This is a genomic window from Chitinibacter sp. SCUT-21 (assembly GCA_041874755.1).
GTDB lineage: Bacteria > Pseudomonadota > Gammaproteobacteria > Burkholderiales > Chitinibacteraceae > Chitinibacter.
Map to the genome: position 1 here is coordinate 24,654 of CP102611.1, position 20,471 is coordinate 45,124.

Here is a 20,471-nt window from a genome sequence, read left to right on the forward strand (position 1 = left end):
GCGAAATTAATACTTGGCCGCGACGATGCGAAGTGGATGCTCGCTAGGCTTGCTTTCCTTGATTTTGCGTTTGGGAAATTTTACTTTTTCCAGCGGCAAATCTTCATAAGGCACGTGTTCAAGGATGTGGCTAAGCACATTGAGGCGTACCCGTTTTTTGTCTTCTGAATGCGCAACATACCATGGTGCAAAATCAGTATCGGTGTACTTGAACATATCATCGCGCGCTTCGGTGTATTCGTTCCAGCGGGTAAATGATTTGATGTCCATCGGCGAGAGTTTCCACGTTTTGCGGCCATCGTCGATGCGATCGCGCAAGCGGCGTTCCTGCTCTTCGGGCGTTACTTCCAGCCAGTATTTGAGCAAGATAATGCCCGAATCAATCATTGCTTTTTCAAACAGCGGCGCGCCTTCTAAAAAGGATTGTGTCTGCTCTGGTGTGCAAAAACCCATCACGCGCTCAACGCCGGCGCGGTTGTACCAGCTACGATCGAAAATCACCACCTCACCCGCTGCAGGAAAGTGCTGTACATAGCGCTGAAGATACATCTGGCTTTTTTCTCGCTCGTTCGGTGCAGGCAACGCAACGACGCGAAACACGCGAGGGCTGACGCGCTCGGTCAGTGCTTTAATCGTACCGCCTTTGCCAGCACCATCACGCCCCTCGAAGACGATACACACTTTTAAGCCTTTCGCTTGCACCCAGCGCTGCAGTTTCACCAGCTCTTCATGGAGTTTTTTAAGCTCTTTTTGGTAGCGTTTTTCACCCAATGTTTCCTGTTCTTGCTGTTTTTTCATTTCGTGTTCCCGTGTTGTCTTTCTGTGATATCAACTTTACCGTCATTTAATGGAAATACAAATACCGTATTTGTCTATAATTTTGCTTTTTGTGTAAGAAATTTGGCGATCTGGCTTTGAGCTGCGAGAAAAGGACGATTCACGATGGCGATTACTGTGTACGGATTTGGGCCAGGCTATGGTTTGCCTGATATTAGCCCCTTTGTGTTGAAGACCATGGTCTTGTTGAAAATGGCCAATTTACCGTATGAAGTGAATGTCAAAGGCTATGGCAATGCGCCCAAAGCCAAGCTGCCGTATCTAAATGATGATGGGCAAATCATCGCGGACTCGACCTTTATTTACTGGCATTTAGAGCATAAGTATCAGCTGGATTTAAATGCGTGGCTAAGCGAAGCTGAGCAAGCGGTGGCGTGGGCGTTTGAAAAAATGCTGGAAGAGCATTTGTACTGGACCGTGTTGTACGAGCGCTGGGTTAAGGAGCGTAATTTCAAATTGGGGCCTTATCGTTATTTTCGATTTTTGCCATGGCCGTTGCGCGATATCGTGCCGAAAATGGTACGGCGAAAATTAAAGAAAAGCCTTATCGCACAAGGCATAGGCAGACATAACGAGGCTGATATTTTGCGCCTGGCCAAAAAAGACTTGGATGCGATTGATGATTTTCTGGCCGATAAGCGCTATTTAATGGGCGATCGCATCTGCGCAAGTGATGCGACTGTCTACGCTTTTTGCCAAAGTGCTTTGTGCGAGCTATTCAGTGGCGAGCTACAACAATACGCTGCGAGCAAACAAAATATGGTGGCGTATGTGCAGCGCATGCAGCATGAATATGGCTTTTAGGGCAATACCCTAGGCTTTTGGCGCTAAGCGCGGGCGCAACTGCTCCATAACAAAATCAATAAAGACTCGATACTTGCGCGGCATATTGGCGCGGTAGGGGTAAACCAAAAAAATCGGCGTTGGGTTGGCGTGCCATTGCGGCAAGATTGGCTGCAGTAGTCCCAGTTTGCAATACGTTTCGCCAACAAACTGTGGTAATAGCGCAATGCCATAGCCGGTAATGGCGCTGACCGCCAAGGTCGGGTTGGTGTCGCTACACAACACCGGATTGAGCGCGGCGCGGTATTCGTCTTGCCCATTCATCATCAGCCATTGCCGTGAATGCTGGTAATCGTCATTAATCAGCGTGGCGTGCGCCAGTAAATCACTGGGGTGATTAATCGCGGGGCGGCCTGCTAAATAGCTAGGCGCAGCAAAGAGTTTATCGTGCGCAAAGCCCAGATCTTTCGCCACCAAGCGCTCATCGCCAACGCGGCCGACACGAATGCAAAAATCAACGCCGTCTGCGCCGGGTGAAATCAGGCGGTTGTTCGAATCGACACGAATGCGCAGCTGCGGATGCAGGCGCGCCAATTCGGCCATTAATGGGCCGACCGCATATTGCGACAAAGACGGCGTGGTGCTGATCCACAACTCGCCTTCAATCTGCTGCTGCGTGTCTTCAATATCGAGTCGAACTTGGCCAAGCAATTCGCGCAAAGCCACCGCATGCGGCAGTAATTTTTGCCCCGCTTCGGTCAAAGTCATGCTGCGCGTGCTGCGCAACACCAGCACGGTGCCGAGTTCTTTTTCCAATTCACGAATCAATTGGCTAATGTGGCTTTTGGCGCAACCCCGCTCGATCGCAGCTGCCGTAAAGCTACCAAGGCGTGAAAGTGATTCGAAAGCGAGTAGTGAATCAGGGTCTAGTATTGTTTTCATGGCAGAACAGTGTATTCCATAAATCGCGCTTATCGGCAGATGCGCACCCATCTATCATAACAACATCTAAACATTTGAGAACAAAGAGGCAAACAAAATGCGCCGATTTCTGACTAAGATTTACTCATTCTTACGAAGCGTGATTTCGGGTGTTCATTATGATGCATTCTCGCGTACACCGTTTTATTTAACCAGCGAATGGGAAGTGCCACGCCGTTGTACGCCGATGTCGTGCGAAGAAGAAACGCTGGAGCAATTGCGCGATCGTTGGCGCTTTCATTAATTGGCTGAACCTGCATGGTACTTGATCTAGACGCATATTTAGCAGCTTGCCCGGTGATTGATTGGCAACATCCAATTATTACCGCGCAAGCTTTATTTTTGGCCGACGATTGCGTCGAGCAAACTGTGCGCAATTGCTTTCATTTTGTCCGCGATCACATTGAGCATTCGGTTGATTTTCAGCGCGAGACGATCACGATTACAGCGTCTGAAGTATTAAGTAATGGCAGCAGCCTATGTTTTGGCAAGAGTCATTTATTGGTCGCGCTGCTACGCGCGAATGGGATCGCGGCGGGGCTGTGTTATCAGCGCTTGAAATGGAGTGGCGCGGATTCAGCATTTTGTCTGCATGGTTTGGTGGCATTTTGGTTGGCAGGCAAAGGCTGGAGCCGATGTGATCCGCGCGGCAATACCCGCGCAGGCATCAACGCGCAATGCTTGATTGGGCAAGATTCATTTGCCTTCGCGATTAGGTATCCGGGTGAAAAATTATTCGACGGGATTTATGCGCAACCGTTGCCACAAATCGTTGCGCACTTGCAAAATTGCAACTCGATCAGCCGCTTTTGCGCCACACCGTTTGATTTGCAGCTGGGTGAGCTCACGTTAGTCGCTTGATCTTAAAGATTTTCTTGGTGCGTGATTGCCGCTGTGTATGCTAGAGAATACGGACGAGTGCTTAGCAGCGGAGGTGCATCATGCAAGAGCCATTTCACCCGATGGCGCAATTATTTAGCCAACTGGGTTTAGATAATCGGCCGCAAGCGATTGCGCGCTTTGTCGACGAGCATCCGCTGCCGAAAGAAATCAGCATTGTCGCAGCGCCATTTTTTAACTTTGCCCAATGTGAGTTTTTACGTGAAAGTCGTGAGGAAGATTCGGATTGGTGTGAACTGATTGATCAGCTCGAGGTTATGCTGCACTGGAAAGCGCTGCATTAGGGGTATAGGGCTGTAGTTATTTTTACATATGATTTGTAGCCCTATACCTGATGCTGTATTACATCTTCATTTCGCTAATCACCGCACAGCCAATCCTAGCGCCTGAATTGCCTGAAGGTTGCGTGGTGTAATCGTCTGGGTTGGCGTGAATCACTACTGCGCGACCAATAATTGAATTGGCCGCAGCCTTATCAACACTTAAATCCATCAGCATCACTTCAAATTTAGCTTCGCCTTGCTCATTGGCTTTCAAGTTGGGCATATCACCCGCGTGATGATCGCCACCTTGCCCGCCGTGGCTGGTTTTGCTCGGATTAAAGTGTCCACCTGCGCTAGTAAAGTCAGCCTTGCTACAGTCACCCACTTCATGAATATGAAAACCGTGTTCGCTATTGGGTTTTAGCCCCATGACTTTGCCTTTGAGCATCAGATGGCCATCCATTGCATGCACCATTACCATGCCTTTAAGCGATTGATTGGCTGCACTTTGAAAATGCCCGCCTATCATCGGCCCATCGTGCTTCATGCTATCCATGCCGTGATGTTGGTGTGCGCAGCCTGCTAAGAAGGCGCTTAATATCAGTAATTTGAATTGCATTGTTGTGACTCCTGAAATCAGCCTGCTTCAGGCTAGTACCAACAGCTCCGATCTAAATTATGCAATTGCAGATTGGCGGGATGAGTGGTTGCAAGGGCAAAAATAAACCCCGCCGAAGCGGGGTTGGTGCATTTTAGCATTAGCCTTAATTGCTTAAACCATTGTGGCGCAACAAGGCGTCAATCGCAGGAGCACGGCCGCGGAAGGCGGCGAATGATTCGGCAGCGGGGCGCGAGCCACCGACGGCCAAAATCTCCTTGCGGAAACGCGCACCAACAGCGGGGTTAACGACGCTGCTACCGGTTTGATCAGCCGCTTCTTCAAACGCCGCGTACGCATCGGCGCTCAGTACTTCTGCCCATTTATAGCTGTAGTACCCGGCCGCATAGCCGCCAGCAAAAATATGGCTGAATGATTGCGGGAAGCGGTTGTATTCCGGCGGCAGTGGCATCGCCAGCTCTTGCTGCACTGCTTGGGCGAATGCAGTTAAATCGCCGGCGGAAATCGCTTCGGATTTTTGATGAAGCGCCATATCGAAAATTGAGAAATACAATTGGCGTTGCAGGCCAGAGCCGCTGTGGAAGTTTTTCGCCGCCAACATTTTATCGAATAGCTCGCGGGGTAATGCCTCGGAAGTCTCTATGTGCTTAGTTAAAGCCGGCAATACCTGCCATTCCCACGCGAAGTTTTCCATAAATTGGCTAGGCAGCTCGACCGCGTCCCACTCAACGCCGCTGATGCCGGATACTTCAAGTTCGTCGACTTCGGTCAGCAAATGATGCAACGCGTGGCCCATTTCGTGGAACAGCGTAATCACATCGTCGTGCGGCAACATCGCGTCTTTGCCGTCAACGCCGCTGGCGAAGTTACATACAATCAGCGCTACGGGAGTTTGCACTGAGCCATCGGCTTTCAGTTTGCGGCCGCGCACATCGTTCATCCACGCGCCGCCTTGTTTGCCTTCGCGCGCGTGTAAATCCATGTACAAGCCGCCGACTAGCGAACCATCGTTATTTTTCAGTTCGAAATACTGTACGTCGGTATGCCACACCGGCGCTTGTGCAGGAACGAATTGCAGGCCATACAGCTCGGAAATCAATTTAAACAAGCCAGAAAGTACCGTCGGCTCGGTGAAGTATTGTTTTACTTCTTGCTCGCTAAACGAGTATTTCTGCTCGCGCAGACGCTCGGACACCAAGGCCAAATCCCACGCTTCGAGCTTTTCAATGCCAAACTCAGCCTTGGCAAAAGCTTCCAATTCGGCGCGGTCTTCCAACATATAGGGTTTGGCGCGCGCGGCCAGATCTTTCAGGAAAGTGATCACTTGCTCTGGGCTGTCGGCCATTTTGGTCACTAATGAGGTTTCGCCAAAATTTTCGTGGCCGAGTAATTGCGCGCTTTCATTTCGCAGCGCCAAAATTTCCGGAATCAACACGCCGTTATCCCATTCGGCTTTGCCAAATTCAGACGCGCGCGTTACGTAGGCGTGGTACAGCTTTTCGCGCAGTGGGCGATTTTGCACGTATTGCATTACTGGCAAATAGCTTGGCATTTTCAGCGTGATTTTATACAGGCCGTCTTTGCCATCGGCGCTAGCTTGCGCCGCAGCTGCAGCGAGATTGTCGTCGGGCAGGCCGACTAATTCGTCTTTGCTTACATACAGCGCGAAATCGTCGGTCGCGTCGAGCACGTTTTGCGAAAAACGTGTCGTCAGTTCAGAGAGTTTTTCTTCGATTTCTTTAAAACGCTGCTTTTGCTCGGCCGGCAATTCAGCACCCGACAGCACAAAACCGCGAATGGCGTCGTCGATGATGACTTTACGCGTAGGGTTCAGTTGATCGTATTCACGCTCTTTCACCGCTTTATACAGCGCAAATAGCTTTTCGTTTTGCCCTAACTCAGTAAAAAAATTGGAGATACGTGGGATATTGCTGTTATAAGCGTCGCGCAGCTCTGGCGTATTGACGACCGATTCCAAATGCCCAATCACACCCCATGCGCGACCAAGTTGCTCGAGTGGGTCTTCCAGTACGGCTAAACTATCCCAGCTTGGCTCGGAAATCGCTTCGGCCGCAGCAATTGCAGCGCTGGCATTGGCTAGCAGGGTATCGAGAGCGGGGTTAATATGCTCAGGCAGTACTGCGGCATACTGGGGCAGGGTAGAAAAGTCGAGTAGCGGATTTGTCATCGTCGTCATGAGTGCTCTCAGGTAGAATCAGGAATGTCGGTGACTTATAACATGGGCGCAAGCGCGCTAAATTCAAGGTGAAGACCAATGGCAATTGAGCGATTTGAAGCAATTGAACCGCAAATTGGTGCGGGCGCATGGGTGCACGCGCAGGCGAGTGTAATTGGTGAAGTAAAATTGGGCGACAATGTGTCGATCTGGCCCGGCGCAGTGTTGCGCGGCGACGTGAACCATATCCATATTGGTGCCGATTCCAATGTGCAAGATTGCAGCGTGCTGCACACCACGCATAAACGGCCCGATGATCCCCTTGGTGCTCCGCTAGTGATCGGCGAGCGTGTCACCGTGGGCCACGGTGTGATGTTGCATGGCTGTACCATTGGCAATGAATGCCTGATCGGCATGGGAACGATTGTGCTGGACCGCGTGGTGATTGAAGACCATGTGATGATTGGCGCGGGGTCGTTAGTGCCGCCGGGTAAAGTGCTGAAATCAGGCTATTTGTATATGGGCCGCCCCGCGAAGGAAGTGCGAGCGTTAACCAAAGAAGAAATCGCCCACTTCAAATATTCGGCCGCGCATTATGTGAAATTGATGAGTAAATACCGCGACGCAATTTGAATGGCGTTGTGCTTCAGTAGAAAGGAAAATAATGGCTAAACCTTTTGCGATGATTCGCGAATTTCATTTGGCAGACTGGTTTACGCTCGGCAATGCCGTTTGCGGTATGGGCGCGCTGTTTGCGGTGATGTCGTACATTCAGCTCTCCGACCCGCTTCATCTGCATTTTGCGGCGGCACTGATTTTTGTCGCGCTGGTGTTTGACGTGCTCGATGGGCGCATTGCACGCTGGCGGCAAAAATCGTCGGCCTTGGGGCGTGAGCTCGATTCGCTGGCGGATGTGATCTCGTTTGGCGTCGCACCGGCGGTGATGGGGTATGCCTGCGGGATGCAAGGTTTGTTTGATCGGGTGATTTTGGTGTTTTTTGTCGCCTGCGGCGTGTCGCGCTTGGCGCGCTATAACATCACCGCTGAGACCTTATCTGAAGGTGGCGATAAAGTAAAATACTTCGAAGGCACGCCGATTCCTACGTCTTTACTGCTGGTGCTGGTGCTAACAATTGCAGTGGCGCAGGGGGCGATTGGTGCGAATTTATGGTTTGGTAAATGGGATATCGCGGGTTTTTATTTGCATCCACTCGCGTTAATGTTTGCTATCTCTGGCTCATTAATGATTAGCCGCATTAAAATTCCTAAGCTGTAAATCAAACCGAAAATCTATGTAGTATATGTACCAAAGCTAAGAAATCATTGTGTTTGAACCCAATACAGCGGGTGGTATTGCTGGGTTCATTTTTTGGGAATAGGAATGGTTAAGCGCAGTATTCATAGTATTTTACGCACTTGGCTAGCGGGGCTTTTGGCTTTATTGCCCTTGCTGGTTACGGTTTCATTGCTGGCTTGGGTGATTAATTTACTTAATCACTATGTAGGGCCAAGTAGCTTGATAGGGCGTGGCTTTGCGTTTTTTGGCCAGACGTTTGTTAAAAACCCTGCTTTAGAGTACGTTACCGGTACTTTATTGTTGATTGGCTTTATCTATTTTCTCGGCATTATTGTTCAGTCACGCCTAAAGAAACCTCTGGCCGCTTTGGTTGATCGTACTGTGCGCCGCCTGCCAGTGATTGGCAGTTTGTATAATCTGGCCGATCGTTTTGTTGGGTTGCTCGACCAAAAACAAGATGCCGATATTGGCGCGATGAGCCCTGTGTGGTGCTTGTTTGGTGGAGATGGCGTGGCGGTGCTTGCGCTGATGCCAAATCCTGAGCCCGTTGAAATTGAAGGGCGTGAATACCAAGTAATTTTGGTGCCGACCGCGCCAGTGCCGATTGGCGGTGGTTTGCTGTATGTGCCCAAAGACTGGATACGCCCAGCCAATATTGGCGTCGATAAATTGACGAGCATTTATGTATCAATGGGCATTACGCCGCCGCCCAATTTAGCCAAAATTGCGCAAGGCCAGCCAGTGATGGCAGTCTAAATGCTGCATTTAGCACATAGGGCCAGCAGGTTAGGTGTGTATAATCAATTGGATTTTTTAAACCGAGGTTGATGATGAACGCAAAAATTAAACGCCTAAGCAAACGTCAACAAAAGCGCTATCTGCTACGCGAAGCAGAAAAAGTACTGCAAAACTTGCTGATCGCGAATAAATCTATGCCTAGCGCAGAGCAATTAGAGCAGGCAGTATCAGTGCGCTACAACGAAATTTTGATTAAATCTTAATCGTTTGCTTGTCGAAAAGCCCTGCACTGCAGGGCTTTTGTTATTTGGGTAAAGGTATTGCATGTCTTGGTTTGAGCAATGGTTTCATCAAATTTGGCCGTCTGCCGTCGATAAGCCGACTCAACACGATGTTGTCGCTTCAGTGCTGTTTATCGTGTTGCTCATCCTTGGGCGCTGGTTGATTCGTCGCTCAGTGCTCAAGCGCAATGATTTAAGCCTTGAAGTCAAACGCCGCTGGTTGGTCACGCTGCGCAATGTATGGCTGATTATCTTTGTCGCCGGGCTCACGCTGATTTGGGGCCGCGAGCTGCAAACGCTGGCGGTTTCAATGGTGGCGATTGCCGCCGCGCTGGTGCTGGCCACCAAAGAAATGATTATGTGCATTATGGGCTCGATCTATCGCACCAGCACACATGCGTTTAGTGTGGGTGATCGGATTGAATTTAATCATCTGCGTGGCCAAGTGGTTGATACCAATGTGCTGTCGTTTACCGTCGCCGAATCGAGCTACGCCAGTTCTCAGCAGGGCACAGTAGGGCGCGTTGTCACCATTCCCAATAGCCTCCTACTCTCCACTCCTGTGTTTAATGAAACGCGCTTGGGTCAGTTTGTTATGCATACCGTGCACGTTCGCATCTCGCGTGAACAAGATTGGCACGCAGCCGAGCTGATTTTATTGGCCGCCGGCCAGCGCGCGATTGCACAATACGAAGCTGAGCTCGCGCAGCATGCACGTGAACAGTTGGAAATGCAGGTGCTCAACGCCCTAGTGCTGGAGCCTAGGGTGCGAATTGATCTAGAAGATATCGATTCGATTGCATTCCAGTTGCAACTGCCGGTGCCACTCGGTCAGCGCGCAAAAATTGAGCAAAGCGTATTGCGCGAATTTTTGCGTGAGCAGCAATTGCAGCCAACTGATGCCTAAAAATATTCGATGACGAAATCTATACCATCAGTCCTAGAAGTGTCTGCGCAGATTGAAACTGCAAAGCAGTATTTGCGCTTTAGCTTACCGTTGTCGCTACTTATAAATCCATCGCTTGGATTGGCAATCATTGCGATCTACCGCCTGAAAACTCGGGCTTGGTTTTCCGCTAGTGCAACGATGTTCGTCGCTGCTTTTTTTGCCCTGATATCATATGGGGCTTTAAAACTGTGGTGGCCATACTGGTGGGGTATGGTGGTGCTTAATTTGTTTGGCACCTTATTTGTTACCTATTTGCGCAATGCCATCTTGCTCGGCGAGCAGCATTTTACCGAGTGGACTCCCGCCCGAATGGTGGTGGGCGGGGTATTTGTATTTTTGCTGCTAGCTTTTTTATCGATCAACGCACTTTGGCTAATGCGCAATTAACACTCGCTTAAAGCAAAACTACATCAGGCAAATTTTGCACGCTGACGGTACGCATGGTTTCGACAAAATCAACCAAATACGCCGCCTGTTTGCGATCTGCATGCAGCGCAGCGTGCAGTTCACTTTTCAGTCCTTGTGCGGTAATCGGTTTGGCTAATACGTAGCCGCGATCCAAATAGCTTTGCACGCTCCAGCGCGGTAAAGCCGCAATGCCGCGACGGCTGGCGACCAATTGCAGCATCGCCACGGTCAGCTCAGTCGGGCGACGCTTGGGGTTGATGCCAGCGGGTTTTAATACCTTGCGAATCAAATCGAGCATTTCATCCGGCACAGGGTAAGTAATCAGCGTGTCGTTGGCAAAGTCGGCCGCATCCAGAAATGGCTTGTTCGCCAAGCTGTGATCATTGGCAACTAGCGCGACCATATCGTAGCTAAACAGCGGCAAATGCGTTAATTCGGGCTGGTTTTCTACTTCGGACACAATCGCAATATCGGCGCGATCCTCGTACAGCAATTGCACTGGGTCGGCGTGAAAGCCCGAGACGATATCAAGCTCAACCTCTGGCCAATGCTGGCGAAATTGATCCATCGCCGGCATGAGCCAATCAAAACAAGTGTGGCACTCCACGGCGATACGCAGTTGACCCGCTTGCCCTTCGCGTAGCCGCGCAATATCGCGCTCAGTCGCGGCAATCGCAGGCAATACATCCTGCGCCAACGCAGCGAGTTTTTCACCAGCTGCGGTTAGTTTTAATGGGTTGGATTTGCGCGCAAACAACGGCAAGCCGTAATGATCTTCGAGTAGTCGCACTTGGTGCGAGAGCGCCGATTGCGTTAAATGCAAACGTTCGGCCGCGCGCGTCAGACTGCCGGCTTCGGCGATGGCCGTGATGGTTTTAAGGTGACGCAGTTCAAGTAACGATTGCATTTTGTTCTCGGATGATTTTTATAAATTAAAAATATTCATGCTTAGCGCAAAAATAATGAGCTGTAATCATATCGCCTAAGTGCGTACTATGCAAATCACTTTCATGGATGAGGTGATTTGTAATGAGTTCAACTAATAGTGTTAACGTGAAGGCGCATATTCTGGGCTTCCCACGGATCGGTGCGCAGCGCGAATTGAAATTTGCGGTGGAAAAATTCTGGCGTGGTGAAATCAGCGAGGGTGAACTCTCGCAAGTGGGACAAACGCTGCGCCGTCGCCACTGGGCTTGGCAAGCCGAAGCGGGCCTAGATTTTGTGACCGTCGGCGATTTTGCTTGGTATGACCAAATTTTGAACACCGCCGCTTTGCTCGGTGCGATTCCTGCCCGTTTTGGTTTTGATGCCAAACGTCTGAGCTTGCCGCAGTATTTTGAATTGGCACGTGGCAACACCGAACAGTTTGCGATGGAAATGACCAAGTATTTCGACACCAATTATCACTATTTGGTGCCAGAAATTAGCAGTAAAACCACGTTTGACGGTGGTGTGGAATGGTTTTTCCACGAAATCGAAGATGCAATCACGCAAGGCCATGCCGTGAAAGCCGTCTTACCTGGCCCGCTCACCTTCTTGTGGCTCTCAAAGTGCAAACAAGATGGGTATAACAAGCTAGACCTTTTGCCGTCTATCGTTGCAGCCTATACCCGTATTATTAATAAATTGGCCGCTTTGGGTGTGGCGCATCTTCAATTGGATGAGCCAATTTTAGCTTTGCAATTGCCTGCAGAGTGGGTGGCTGCGCTTGAGCCTACTTACCGTACCTTGTGTGAGCAAGGTGTAAAGATTGTATTGGCGACGTATTTTGATTCAGTTACCGAGCATGCACCGCTCTTGGCTAAATTGCCGCTAGCTGGTTTGCACATCGATGCGGTGCGTGCGCCTGAGCAATTACTTAGCTTTGCCGCGCAATGGCCAAGCAATAAAGTGCTGTCTTTGGGCGTGATCGACGGGCGCAATATTTGGGCTGCGGATTTGGTGAAAGTATTGGGGCAGATTAAGCCTGTGCACGCCCAGTTGGGCGCGTCTTTGTGGATCGCACCAAGCTGCTCATTGCTGCACACGCCTGTTGATTTGGCGCAGGAAGAAAAACTCGACGCAGAGCTTAAATCTTGGCTGGCATTTGCCAAGCAAAAGTTGGCTGAATTAAGTGTCTTGAAACGTGGTCTGAATGGTGGAGATATCACCGCAGAACTAACGCTCAACGCTGATGCGCAACACGCACGCCGCACGTCAAAACGCATTCATAATCCTGCAGTTGCCGCCCGACTGGCAGCGCTGGCGCCATCGGCGGATCAGCGTTGGGCTGATTTTGCTACGCGCCAAGCGGCGCAGCGTAAGCGCTTTAATTTGCCTGTATTGCCAACGACGACCATTGGCTCTTTCCCACAAACCAAAGAAATCCGCGCTGCGCGAGCGGCATTTAAGAAAGGCGATTTAAGTCTGGAGCAATACGAAGCTGCGATGAAGGCCGAGATTGCACTGGTCGTGAAAAAACAGGATGAGTTGGGTATTGACGTGCCAGTGCACGGCGAAGCTGAGCGTAACGATATGGTTGAATACTTTGGCGAGCAACTGGCTGGCTTTGCGTTTACCCAATTTGGCTGGGTACAAAGCTACGGTAGCCGTTGCGTGAAGCCGCCGGTGTTGTTTGGCGATGTGTCGCGCCCGAGTGCGATGACGGTGGCATGGTCGAGCTACGCACAAAGTCTGACTAACAAGCCGATGAAAGGCATGTTGACTGGCCCGGTGACGATTTTGCAATGGTCTTTCGTGCGCGACGATCAACCTCGCTCGGTCACCTGCGATCAAATTGCTTTGGCGATTCGCGATGAAGTGGTGGATTTGGAAGAGGCGGGTATTGGCATTATTCAGATTGATGAACCTGCGTTCCGTGAAGGTTTACCACTCAAACAAGCCGATTGGTCTAAATATCTGGATTGGGCTGGCCGCGCATTCCGAATTTCAGCATCGGGCGTTGCGAACGACACGCAAATTCACACCCATATGTGCTATTCGGAATTCAACGACATTCTGCCTGCGATTGCGGCGATGGATGCCGACGTGATTACGATTGAGACCAGCCGCTCGGATATGGATTTGCTGGAGGCCTTCGCTGGAAAAAATGGCGATGCATTTATTTATCCAAACGAAATCGGCCCCGGCGTGTATGACATTCACAGCCCACGCGTGCCACAGGTCAATGAAATGTTACGCCTGATCGCCAAAGCCTTGGAAGTCGTTCCCGCCGAGCGTTTATGGATCAACCCTGATTGCGGTTTGAAAACCCGTGGATGGCCAGAAACTGAGGCCGCGCTGGCGAATATGCTAGAGGCAACCAAAACCGCACGCGCAGCAATTAGTGAAGGGCGGCAATTGATTGTTGACTCGGCTAAAATACCGACAGAGAGCCACGGCGCTTGCGCTTGCCACTAAGTCGGTGAGTGCGCCCCCTGTTACCGTTACGTTCAGGGGGCGTATTGTTATGAATCCATTGCAGCATCAAAACGGAGCGTTATAATTCAATTCTTGATGACATTGGCTGAAAGAAGATGCAAGCACCCGCAAAACCGAGTAATGAAGCGCTGCGCATTGATACGCTGCGTCGATTTTTGATTTTGGATACCCCACCGGAAGAGCGCTTTGATAATTTAACACGTGCTGCGGCGGCTTTTTTTCGGGTGCAAATTGCGGTGGTCAGTTTGGTGGATGAAAACCGCCAATGGTTCAAATCCATTTGTGGTTTGGATGCCAAAGAAACATCACGCGATATTTCTTTTTGTGGTCATGCCATTTTGCAAGACGACGTGATGATCATTGAAGACGCTTTGCTCGACCCTCGTTTTGTTGATAACCCCTTAGTGACTGGGGAGCCGCATATTCGTTTTTATGCTGGAGCGCCGTTAAAGGCAGAAAATGGCGTTAATGTCGGCACTCTATGCTTGATTGATCGAACGCCAAAAACCCTAACTCCGGCTGAAATTGAGATGTTGCAAGATATGGCCCGTGTCGTGGTCGGCGAATTAGAGAAAACACCTGAGATAATGCAAAGTAAAAACTAGCTGGTTTTTACTGACGTTTTCTACCATAGCCCGCCTTGCGCGGGCTAATTGCTATTATTCACCTGCTTTTTTTGATGTTACAGCTGTGCGTAAGCACAACAAGGTCGGTAAAATCCAGTTATTCCAATTTTGCGCGGTGTCATGCCATGTCTGACGAAATTATTATTCAACAAACCCGACATTGGCTTGAGCAGGCGGTCATTGGTTTAAATTTATGCCCATTTGCTAAATCGGTGTATGTCAAAAATCAGATTCGCTTTGTAGTGTCTCACGCTAAGCATCTTGATGGTTTTTTAGACGATCTGGATCGCGAATTAGATTTGCTTGCACAAACACCAGCGGATGAAATTGATACCACATTGCTGATTCATCCAACGCTCTTTCCTGATTTTGAAGTGTTTAACGATTTTTTGCTGATTGCTGATGAAGTGGTCGCCGAGCACGAATTGGATGGTGTTTTGCAAATTGCTAGTTTTCACCCTGATTTCCAATTTGCTGAAACTGAGGTCGACGAGATCAGTAATTACACTAATCGCGCGCCTTACCCAACCTTGCATTTATTGCGCGAAGACAGTATCGCTAAAGCGGTCGCTGCTTTCCCAAACCCTGAGGCCATTTTTGAGCGCAATATCGAAACGCTAGAAAAAATCGGTTTGGCGGGTTGGTTGGCGCTCGGTTTGCAGCAATCTAAAGCTGGAGGAGCGGCTTGAGATTGAAGTTGCACTGGCCAAATCTGCTTGTAGCAGCATTGCTGCTCAGTTTAATCGGCTGCGGAACAACATCGGATGTTGGCGTGCCGGATGGCTACTATCGCGTCAAAGCTGGGGATACCTTATACCGGATTGCATTAAACAATAAGCAATCGGTGGCCACGATCAAAAGTTGGAACAATCTCAAAAGCAATGATATTGAGGTGGGCCAATTATTGCGGGTAAGCGGTGGCTCTGCTGGCAAATCGAATGTGCCAGCGAGTAATAAAACGGCGGCCCCCGCACCGCGAACTACGCCTGCTCCTAAGCCCAGTATTGAGTTAAGTTGGCCGCATAGCGGTAGCATTATTACCAAATATGCACCGCCGCGGAACAAGGGGATTGATATTGCTGGCAATGAAGGCGATGCAATTTTGGCCGCAGCTGATGGCAAAGTGGTTTATGCTGGCGATGGCATTCGTGCCTACGGGCATATGCTGATTATTCGACACAGCGGCGATTATTTAACGACTTATGCTCACAATCAAACGCTGTTGGTCGCAGAGGGCGCGCAAGTGCGGCGTGGTCAGCCAATTGCCAAAATGGGGCAGACGGGAACGGACAAGGTTAAGCTGCATTTTGAAGTGCGCTTGAAAGGTCAGCCGATTAATCCAATCGGCCCCTTGCCTGATCGCTAGGGTATTGCCCTATAAATCCCTTTGGTGTTGCTCTGTAGGGTAATACCACGACAAGTATATTCTTAAAGGTTGTCATGTTAAGCGCTAAACAATTAGCTTTTTGCCAAGTAATGGCATTTTTTTTCAGCCTCTTAATTGGCGGCGTTTTGCTGTATATGCTGCTCAATACCCCCGATGGTACTAAGCGCCCCGGCATGTATATGATGATTTGGCTGTACTTTGCCGCCCAAATCGGACTCGCCATTGCCAGCGCGGCGCTGGCGCAAGCCTTAAAAAAATCGATGTGGCTGTGGGGGGCTTTGCCGCTGGTTTTGGGCTCGCTGGGTGGAATCGTGGCAGTAATTGGTTTACGCAGAAAAGTTGGCTAGTCTGCCAAAAGGCAATCTGAAGTGAGCGACTTTTTTTAATTGTGCTTTAATCGGCGAAATATGATTTTTAGCCATATCAAATGCCCTTGAATTTATAAGTGAATATTTATGCAACTAGCCATTATTTCCGCAGTCGGAGCAAACAAGGTCATCGGCATTGACAACCGCCTGCCGTGGCGTTTGCCTGAGGATTTGCAATATTTCAAACGTTTAACCATGGGTAGCCCGATGCTGATGGGGCGTAAAACGTTTGAATCTTTGCCGGGTTTGCTGCCGGGGCGGCGGCATTTGGTCGTGAGCCGCAACGCCGATTGGCACGCGGATGGCGCTGAAACCTTCACTAGTATTGCAGCGGCGATTGAGGCTTGTGCTGATTTGGATAAATTATTCGTCATCGGCGGTGGCGAAATTTATCGCCAGGCCTTGACCTTGGCCGATACTTTGTATTTAACCGAAGTCAATCTCAGCCCTGAAGGCGATGCCTATTTTCCTGAATTTGATCGCACGCTATGGCAAGAGACGAGTCGTGAAGCGCATGTGTCGGAAAAGGGTATTGAGTACGCTTTTGTGGCTTATCAACGTAAATATTGATAGGTATTGCTCTGTAGCTTAATTAATTATTGATTTATAAGCCTATACCTAACAAAAAGGCCATCGAATGATGGCCTTTTCGCTTCTAGTGGCAATGCTTTTAATTAGGTAGTGCTGTGCCTTTAGGCCACAGTAACCACAATTTGCCTTCTTGTTTCATTTTGCCGGCAAGTTCACCCGCGGCGTCACCCGTTCCCCAGAAAAAATCCGCCCGTACCGTGCCGCGAATCGCGCCGCCGGTGTCTTGCGCAGCGACAAGGCGATGAATGCCGCCGTCGTTATCAGGGCGTGTGGTGGCGATAAAGACTAGGCTGCCTAGCGGTACGGTATTGGGGTCGATGGCGATGCTGTAACCAGCGCTTAGCGGCACGCCTAGCGAACCAATCGGGCCCTCGTTGCTCGGTGGTAAGGTGCGGAAAAACACATAGCTTGGATTGCTATTGAGCAGCTCATCGACGCGCGCTGGGTTGGCTTTTGCCCATGCGTTAATCGATTGCATCGATACCTCGCTCGCTGGCATTAAGCCTTGTTCAACCAGCCAGCGGCCAACAGGTTTGTACGGGCGCCCATTTTGATCAGCGTAGCCCAAACGCAATTGCGTGCCGTCATTGAGTTGCACTCGGCCTGAGCCTTGGATTTGCAGAAATTGCACATTCATTGGGTCGGTTAACCAAGCCAGTACAGGTGCGTCGATGCCTTTGGCGACGATGTCGGCGCGATCAGGGTAGGGCAGTAACTTGTTGCCGACGACCCGACCACGCAGGCGTTTGCCTTTCAGCTCAGGATAGATTTCGTCGAGCGCGACGGTAATCATGTCTTTCGGTGGCGCGTGGACTGGATGCTTGGCTTGCGCGGTGCGCGTCAGGCTGCCGGGGTAAACCGGTTCGTAATAACCGGTAATCAAGCCGGTTTCTTTGCCATCTGGATTAATCAATTGATATGGCGTTAAGCGATTTTCGATAAATTGGCGAATCGCGGCGCTTTGCACTGTTACCGATTTGGCATCAGCGCAAAGTTTAACCCATGCGGCGCGCGGCTTGGTGCAGCCTTTTAGCCACGCATTCCAACCTTGCACTAATTGATCGTCTTGCCATGCGGGCACTTCGCTCCAATTACGGGCTTGATAGCGGGCGGCAGGTATCGGGCTAGGGGTAGCTGTAGCAGCTGGCTTTGGAGTGATACTCGGCTGGGTATTTTGCGGTGGCGTGCTGATGCAACCAGATAAAAAAACGGCCAGAATACTGGCCGTTGTCAGTAGGGTATTGCGCTTATTCATTTACGGGTTTTCCGATGATTTGGGGTCTAGGCTTTGTTTGAACGCGGCTAAACCAGCTTTTTGCATTTCTAGTGCTTTAATCGACATTTGCAACATGCCTACTTGCATGCTGAGCCATTGCTCAACAGTGCGACATTCGACAATTTTGCGGTCGATTTCCTCTTCAGACAAGGGCGGCATAAAAGGATTGCTGCCAGGCTTCATCATTTGGCTAAAAAAAGCGAATGGGTCTGCTGGGTTAAACTCGTTCATTCAATTCTCCAATCATCGGTTCGCTCCGTTAACTGTGTAATGCCTTATTGCTGGTTAGCCGCTTCAACTGCCGCCAGCGCCGCCATATTGATAATACGCCGCACCGACGCGGTTGGCGTCAGAATATGCGCGGGTTTATCCAGCCCCATTAAAATCGGCCCAATTGTTACGCCATCGACCGATGTGGTTTTCAGTAAATTAAACGAGATATTGGCCGCGTCTAAATTCGGCATCATCAAAATATTGGCTTCGCCTTTTAAGCGCGAATGCGGGAATACTTGCTGGCGTATCGTGCTGGAAAGTGCGGCATCGCCGTGCATTTCGCCGTCGATTTCCAGCTCGGGTGCACGCTGCGTTACTAGCTCCAGCGTTTCTTGCATTTTGCGTGCTGAAGGTGTGTCGTAGCTGCCAAAACTGGAGTGGCTTAAGAGGGCGATTTTGGGCGCAATACCAAATTTGCGTACTGTTTCCGCCGCCATCAAGGTCATGTCGGCTAATTGCTCGGCAGTTGGATCTTGATTGACGTAAGTATCGCAAATAAACATATTGCCAGTTTGCAGTAGCAAAATATTCATCGCTGCCGTCACCGTGGTGCCTGCTTTTTGCCCCAATACATTCATCAGGTGATGATGATGGTTATGGTACAGCCCGTAAGTGCCACAAATTAAAGCATCCGCTTCGCCACGTTTGACCATTAAAGCGCCAATCAAAGTGGTTTTGCGGCGCACTTCGGCTTTGGCTAGGTTTTCCGATACGCCTTTGCGCATCATCAGGCTGTAGTACAGCTGCCAATATTCACGGTAGCGGGTGTCGTGCTCTGGGTTGCAGACTTCAAAATCAATGCCGGGGCGGATGCGTAGCCCCAATTTATCGATGCGCGCCTGCAGCACGGCGGGGCGGCCAATCAAAATCGGTTGGCATAACTGCATATCGATGATTTCTTGTACGGCATGCAGTACACGCTCGTCTTCACCTTCGCAGAATACGACGCGTTTTTGCGCTTTTTTCGCCGCAGCAAAAACCGGGCGCATAAACAGATTGGTTTTATAAACAAACTGCGTTAGCTCGTCGATATAGGCGTGGAAGTCTTCAATCGGGCGCGTTGCAACGCCTGTTTCCATCGCTGCTTTGGCCACTGCAGGCGCGATTTTAATAATCAGGCGTGGATCGAAGGGTTTTGGTATTAAATACTCAGGGCCAAACGATAATTCTTGCCCGCCGTAGGCGTCGGCGACCACATCCGATTGCTCGGCATGCGCTAACTCGGCAATGGCATTGACTGCCGCGTGCTTCATCGCTTCATTGATGGTTGTGGCGCCCACATCCAGCGCGCCACGGAACATAAACGGGAAGCACAGTACATTGTTCACTTGGTTCGGGTAATCCGAGCGGCCGGTGCAAATAATTGCGTCAGCGCGGGCAGCTTGCGCTTCAGGTGGCGTGATTTCTGGGTTGGGATTGGCTAGCGCCAAAACGAGCGGATTGGCAGCCATGGTTTTTAGCATATCGCCCGTCACCAAACCTTGACCGGAAAGCCCGAGGAAAATATCAGCGCCAACCAATGCTTGGCTAAGCGTTCGTAGCTCGGTTTCACGCGCGTAGCGCTGCTTGGTTTCATCCAGCGGGCCGCGTTCGGTGTGAATAACCCCTTTAGAGTCGCAAACAATGATGTGTTCGCGTTTAACGCCGAGCGATACTAACAAATCCAGGCAAGCAATCGCCGCTGCCCCTGCGCCCGAGGCCACTAATTTGACTTGATCGAGCTGTTTGCCGATCAGTGCCAATGCGTTTTTTACTGCTGCACCGACAATAATCGCGGTGCCGTGCTGATCATCATGAAAAACAGGGATTTTCATCCGTTCGCGCAATTTGCGCTCAACATAAAAGCACTCAGGGGCTTTGATGTCTTCTAAATTGATGCCGCCAAAGGTTGGCTCCAGCGCGGCAATAATTTCCACTAGTTTGTCTGGGTCTTTTTGCTCGATTTCGATATCAAATACATCGATGCCAGCAAATTTTTTGAATAAAACGCCTTTGCCTTCCATAACGGGTTTGCTGGCTAAGGGGCCGATGTCACCTAGGCCAAGCACTGCAGTGCCGTTACTAATCACCGCCACCAGATTGCCGCGCGAGGTGAGGTTTCGAGCTTCGGCGGGGTCGGCCACGATGGCGTCGCAAGCGGCTGCCACGCCAGGGGAGTAGGCGAGCGCCAAATCGCGTTGGCTGGCCAAGCCTTTGGTTGCGACGACCTGAATTTTTCCTGGTTTAGGAAAACGGTGGTATTCGAGTGCTTTTTTGCGTAGTTCTTCGTCCATGCTGCACCTGCGCCCCTGAATTATG

Annotated in this window: 24 protein-coding genes; 16 read left to right on the top strand and 8 right to left on the bottom strand. The window is 50.3% G+C overall.

Annotated features, from left to right (window positions below; genetic code table 11):
- Positions 1-6: 6 nt before the first annotated feature.
- Positions 7-798, bottom strand: coding sequence for a polyphosphate kinase 2 (gene ppk2, locus NT239_00095; GenBank protein XGA71281.1), 792 nt, complete (start codon positions 796-798; stop codon positions 7-9).
- 144 nt (positions 799-942) lie between these two features.
- Here ppk2 and NT239_00100 point away from each other — a divergent pair, with 144 nt between their 5' ends.
- Positions 943-1,641, top strand: coding sequence for a glutathione S-transferase family protein (locus NT239_00100; protein ID XGA71282.1), 699 nt, complete (start codon positions 943-945; stop codon positions 1,639-1,641).
- A 9-nt stretch (positions 1,642-1,650) separates the two neighbouring features.
- Here NT239_00100 and NT239_00105 read toward each other — a convergent pair whose 3' ends face one another.
- The gene (locus NT239_00105) at positions 1,651-2,562 is read right to left on the bottom strand and encodes a LysR family transcriptional regulator (protein ID XGA71283.1); all 912 of its coding nucleotides are present in this window, start codon (positions 2,560-2,562) and stop codon (positions 1,651-1,653) included.
- Between the two features lie 97 nt (positions 2,563-2,659).
- On the opposite strand from NT239_00105, the gene NT239_00110 reads away from it, so the two are divergent.
- The 3 genes from NT239_00110 to NT239_00120 all read left to right on the top strand — a co-directional run bounded on the left by NT239_00110 (position 2,660) and on the right by NT239_00120 (position 3,785).
- Positions 2,660-2,845 carry a hypothetical protein gene (locus NT239_00110; protein ID XGA71284.1) on the top strand — a complete coding sequence of 62 codons (186 nt, stop codon included), beginning with the start codon at positions 2,660-2,662 and terminating at the stop codon, positions 2,843-2,845.
- A 14-nt stretch (positions 2,846-2,859) separates the two neighbouring features.
- Positions 2,860-3,462: a transglutaminase family protein gene (locus tag NT239_00115; protein XGA71285.1), complete on the top strand. Its 603-nt coding sequence runs from the start codon at positions 2,860-2,862 to the stop codon at positions 3,460-3,462.
- An 80-nt stretch (positions 3,463-3,542) separates the two neighbouring features.
- Complete coding sequence (locus NT239_00120; GenBank protein XGA71286.1) at positions 3,543-3,785, top strand: DUF2789 domain-containing protein; 243 nt, start codon at positions 3,543-3,545, stop codon at positions 3,783-3,785.
- Positions 3,786-3,843: 58 nt separating this feature from the next.
- On the opposite strand, the gene NT239_00125 is transcribed toward NT239_00120, so the two are convergent.
- Positions 3,844-4,383, bottom strand: coding sequence for a superoxide dismutase family protein (locus tag NT239_00125; GenBank protein ID XGA71287.1), 540 nt, complete (start codon positions 4,381-4,383; stop codon positions 3,844-3,846).
- 145 nt (positions 4,384-4,528) lie between these two features.
- Positions 4,529-6,571: a M3 family metallopeptidase gene (locus NT239_00130; protein ID XGA72828.1), complete on the bottom strand. Its 2,043-nt coding sequence runs from the start codon at positions 6,569-6,571 to the stop codon at positions 4,529-4,531.
- Between the two features lie 87 nt (positions 6,572-6,658).
- On the opposite strand from NT239_00130, the gene NT239_00135 reads away from it, so the two are divergent.
- The 6 genes from NT239_00135 to NT239_00160 all read left to right on the top strand — a co-directional run bounded on the left by NT239_00135 (position 6,659) and on the right by NT239_00160 (position 10,211).
- A complete protein-coding gene (locus NT239_00135) occupies positions 6,659-7,192 on the top strand; it encodes a gamma carbonic anhydrase family protein (GenBank protein ID XGA71288.1) in 534 nt (177 codons plus the stop codon).
- A 31-nt stretch (positions 7,193-7,223) separates the two neighbouring features.
- Positions 7,224-7,835, top strand: a complete 612-nt coding sequence (pssA, locus tag NT239_00140; GenBank protein ID XGA71289.1) for a CDP-diacylglycerol--serine O-phosphatidyltransferase — start codon at positions 7,224-7,226, stop codon at positions 7,833-7,835.
- 105 nt (positions 7,836-7,940) lie between these two features.
- Positions 7,941-8,612 carry a DUF502 domain-containing protein gene (locus NT239_00145; GenBank protein ID XGA71290.1) on the top strand — a complete coding sequence of 224 codons (672 nt, stop codon included), beginning with the start codon at positions 7,941-7,943 and terminating at the stop codon, positions 8,610-8,612.
- Positions 8,613-8,683: 71 nt separating this feature from the next.
- Positions 8,684-8,857: a hypothetical protein gene (locus NT239_00150; protein ID XGA71291.1), complete on the top strand. Its 174-nt coding sequence runs from the start codon at positions 8,684-8,686 to the stop codon at positions 8,855-8,857.
- A 61-nt stretch (positions 8,858-8,918) separates the two neighbouring features.
- Entirely contained in the window at positions 8,919-9,782 is an 864-nt protein-coding gene (locus NT239_00155) for a mechanosensitive ion channel family protein (protein ID XGA71292.1), read from the top strand.
- Positions 9,783-9,791: 9 nt separating this feature from the next.
- Positions 9,792-10,211: a hypothetical protein gene (locus tag NT239_00160; protein ID XGA71293.1), complete on the top strand. Its 420-nt coding sequence runs from the start codon at positions 9,792-9,794 to the stop codon at positions 10,209-10,211.
- A gap of 7 nt (positions 10,212-10,218) precedes the next feature.
- Here the strand turns inward: NT239_00160 and NT239_00165 are convergent, their stop codons facing one another.
- On the bottom strand, positions 10,219-11,139 hold the full coding sequence (locus NT239_00165) for a LysR family transcriptional regulator (protein XGA71294.1): 921 nt from the start codon (positions 11,137-11,139) through the stop codon (positions 10,219-10,221).
- Between the two features lie 122 nt (positions 11,140-11,261).
- On the opposite strand from NT239_00165, the gene metE reads away from it, so the two are divergent.
- The 6 genes from metE to NT239_00195 all read left to right on the top strand — a co-directional run bounded on the left by metE (position 11,262) and on the right by NT239_00195 (position 16,603).
- Positions 11,262-13,631, top strand: a complete 2,370-nt coding sequence (gene metE / locus NT239_00170; GenBank protein XGA71295.1) for a 5-methyltetrahydropteroyltriglutamate--homocysteine S-methyltransferase — start codon at positions 11,262-11,264, stop codon at positions 13,629-13,631.
- A 116-nt stretch (positions 13,632-13,747) separates the two neighbouring features.
- Complete coding sequence (locus NT239_00175; GenBank protein ID XGA71296.1) at positions 13,748-14,257, top strand: GAF domain-containing protein; 510 nt, start codon at positions 13,748-13,750, stop codon at positions 14,255-14,257.
- Between the two features lie 146 nt (positions 14,258-14,403).
- Positions 14,404-14,967 (top strand): DUF1415 domain-containing protein, encoded by a 564-nt coding sequence (locus NT239_00180; GenBank protein XGA71297.1) that lies wholly within the window; start codon positions 14,404-14,406, stop codon positions 14,965-14,967.
- On the top strand, positions 14,964-15,644 hold the full coding sequence (locus NT239_00185) for a peptidoglycan DD-metalloendopeptidase family protein (protein XGA71298.1): 681 nt from the start codon (positions 14,964-14,966) through the stop codon (positions 15,642-15,644). The genes NT239_00180 and NT239_00185 overlap by 4 nt, the downstream gene beginning before the upstream one ends.
- Positions 15,645-15,718: 74 nt before the next feature.
- Positions 15,719-16,012 (top strand): hypothetical protein, encoded by a 294-nt coding sequence (locus NT239_00190; GenBank protein ID XGA71299.1) that lies wholly within the window; start codon positions 15,719-15,721, stop codon positions 16,010-16,012.
- 108 nt (positions 16,013-16,120) lie between these two features.
- Entirely contained in the window at positions 16,121-16,603 is a 483-nt protein-coding gene (locus tag NT239_00195) for a dihydrofolate reductase (GenBank protein ID XGA71300.1), read from the top strand.
- Positions 16,604-16,703: 100 nt separating this feature from the next.
- Here the strand turns inward: NT239_00195 and NT239_00200 are convergent, their stop codons facing one another.
- The 3 genes from NT239_00200 to NT239_00210 are packed head-to-tail and all read right to left on the bottom strand — an operon-like array spanning position 16,704 to position 20,446.
- Positions 16,704-17,879: an MltA domain-containing protein gene (locus NT239_00200; protein ID XGA71301.1), complete on the bottom strand. Its 1,176-nt coding sequence runs from the start codon at positions 17,877-17,879 to the stop codon at positions 16,704-16,706.
- A complete protein-coding gene (locus tag NT239_00205) occupies positions 17,880-18,131 on the bottom strand; it encodes a hypothetical protein (protein ID XGA71302.1) in 252 nt (83 codons plus the stop codon).
- 44 nt (positions 18,132-18,175) lie between these two features.
- Positions 18,176-20,446 (bottom strand): NADP-dependent malic enzyme, encoded by a 2,271-nt coding sequence (locus NT239_00210; protein XGA71303.1) that lies wholly within the window; start codon positions 20,444-20,446, stop codon positions 18,176-18,178.
- Positions 20,447-20,471: the final 25 nt, after the last annotated feature.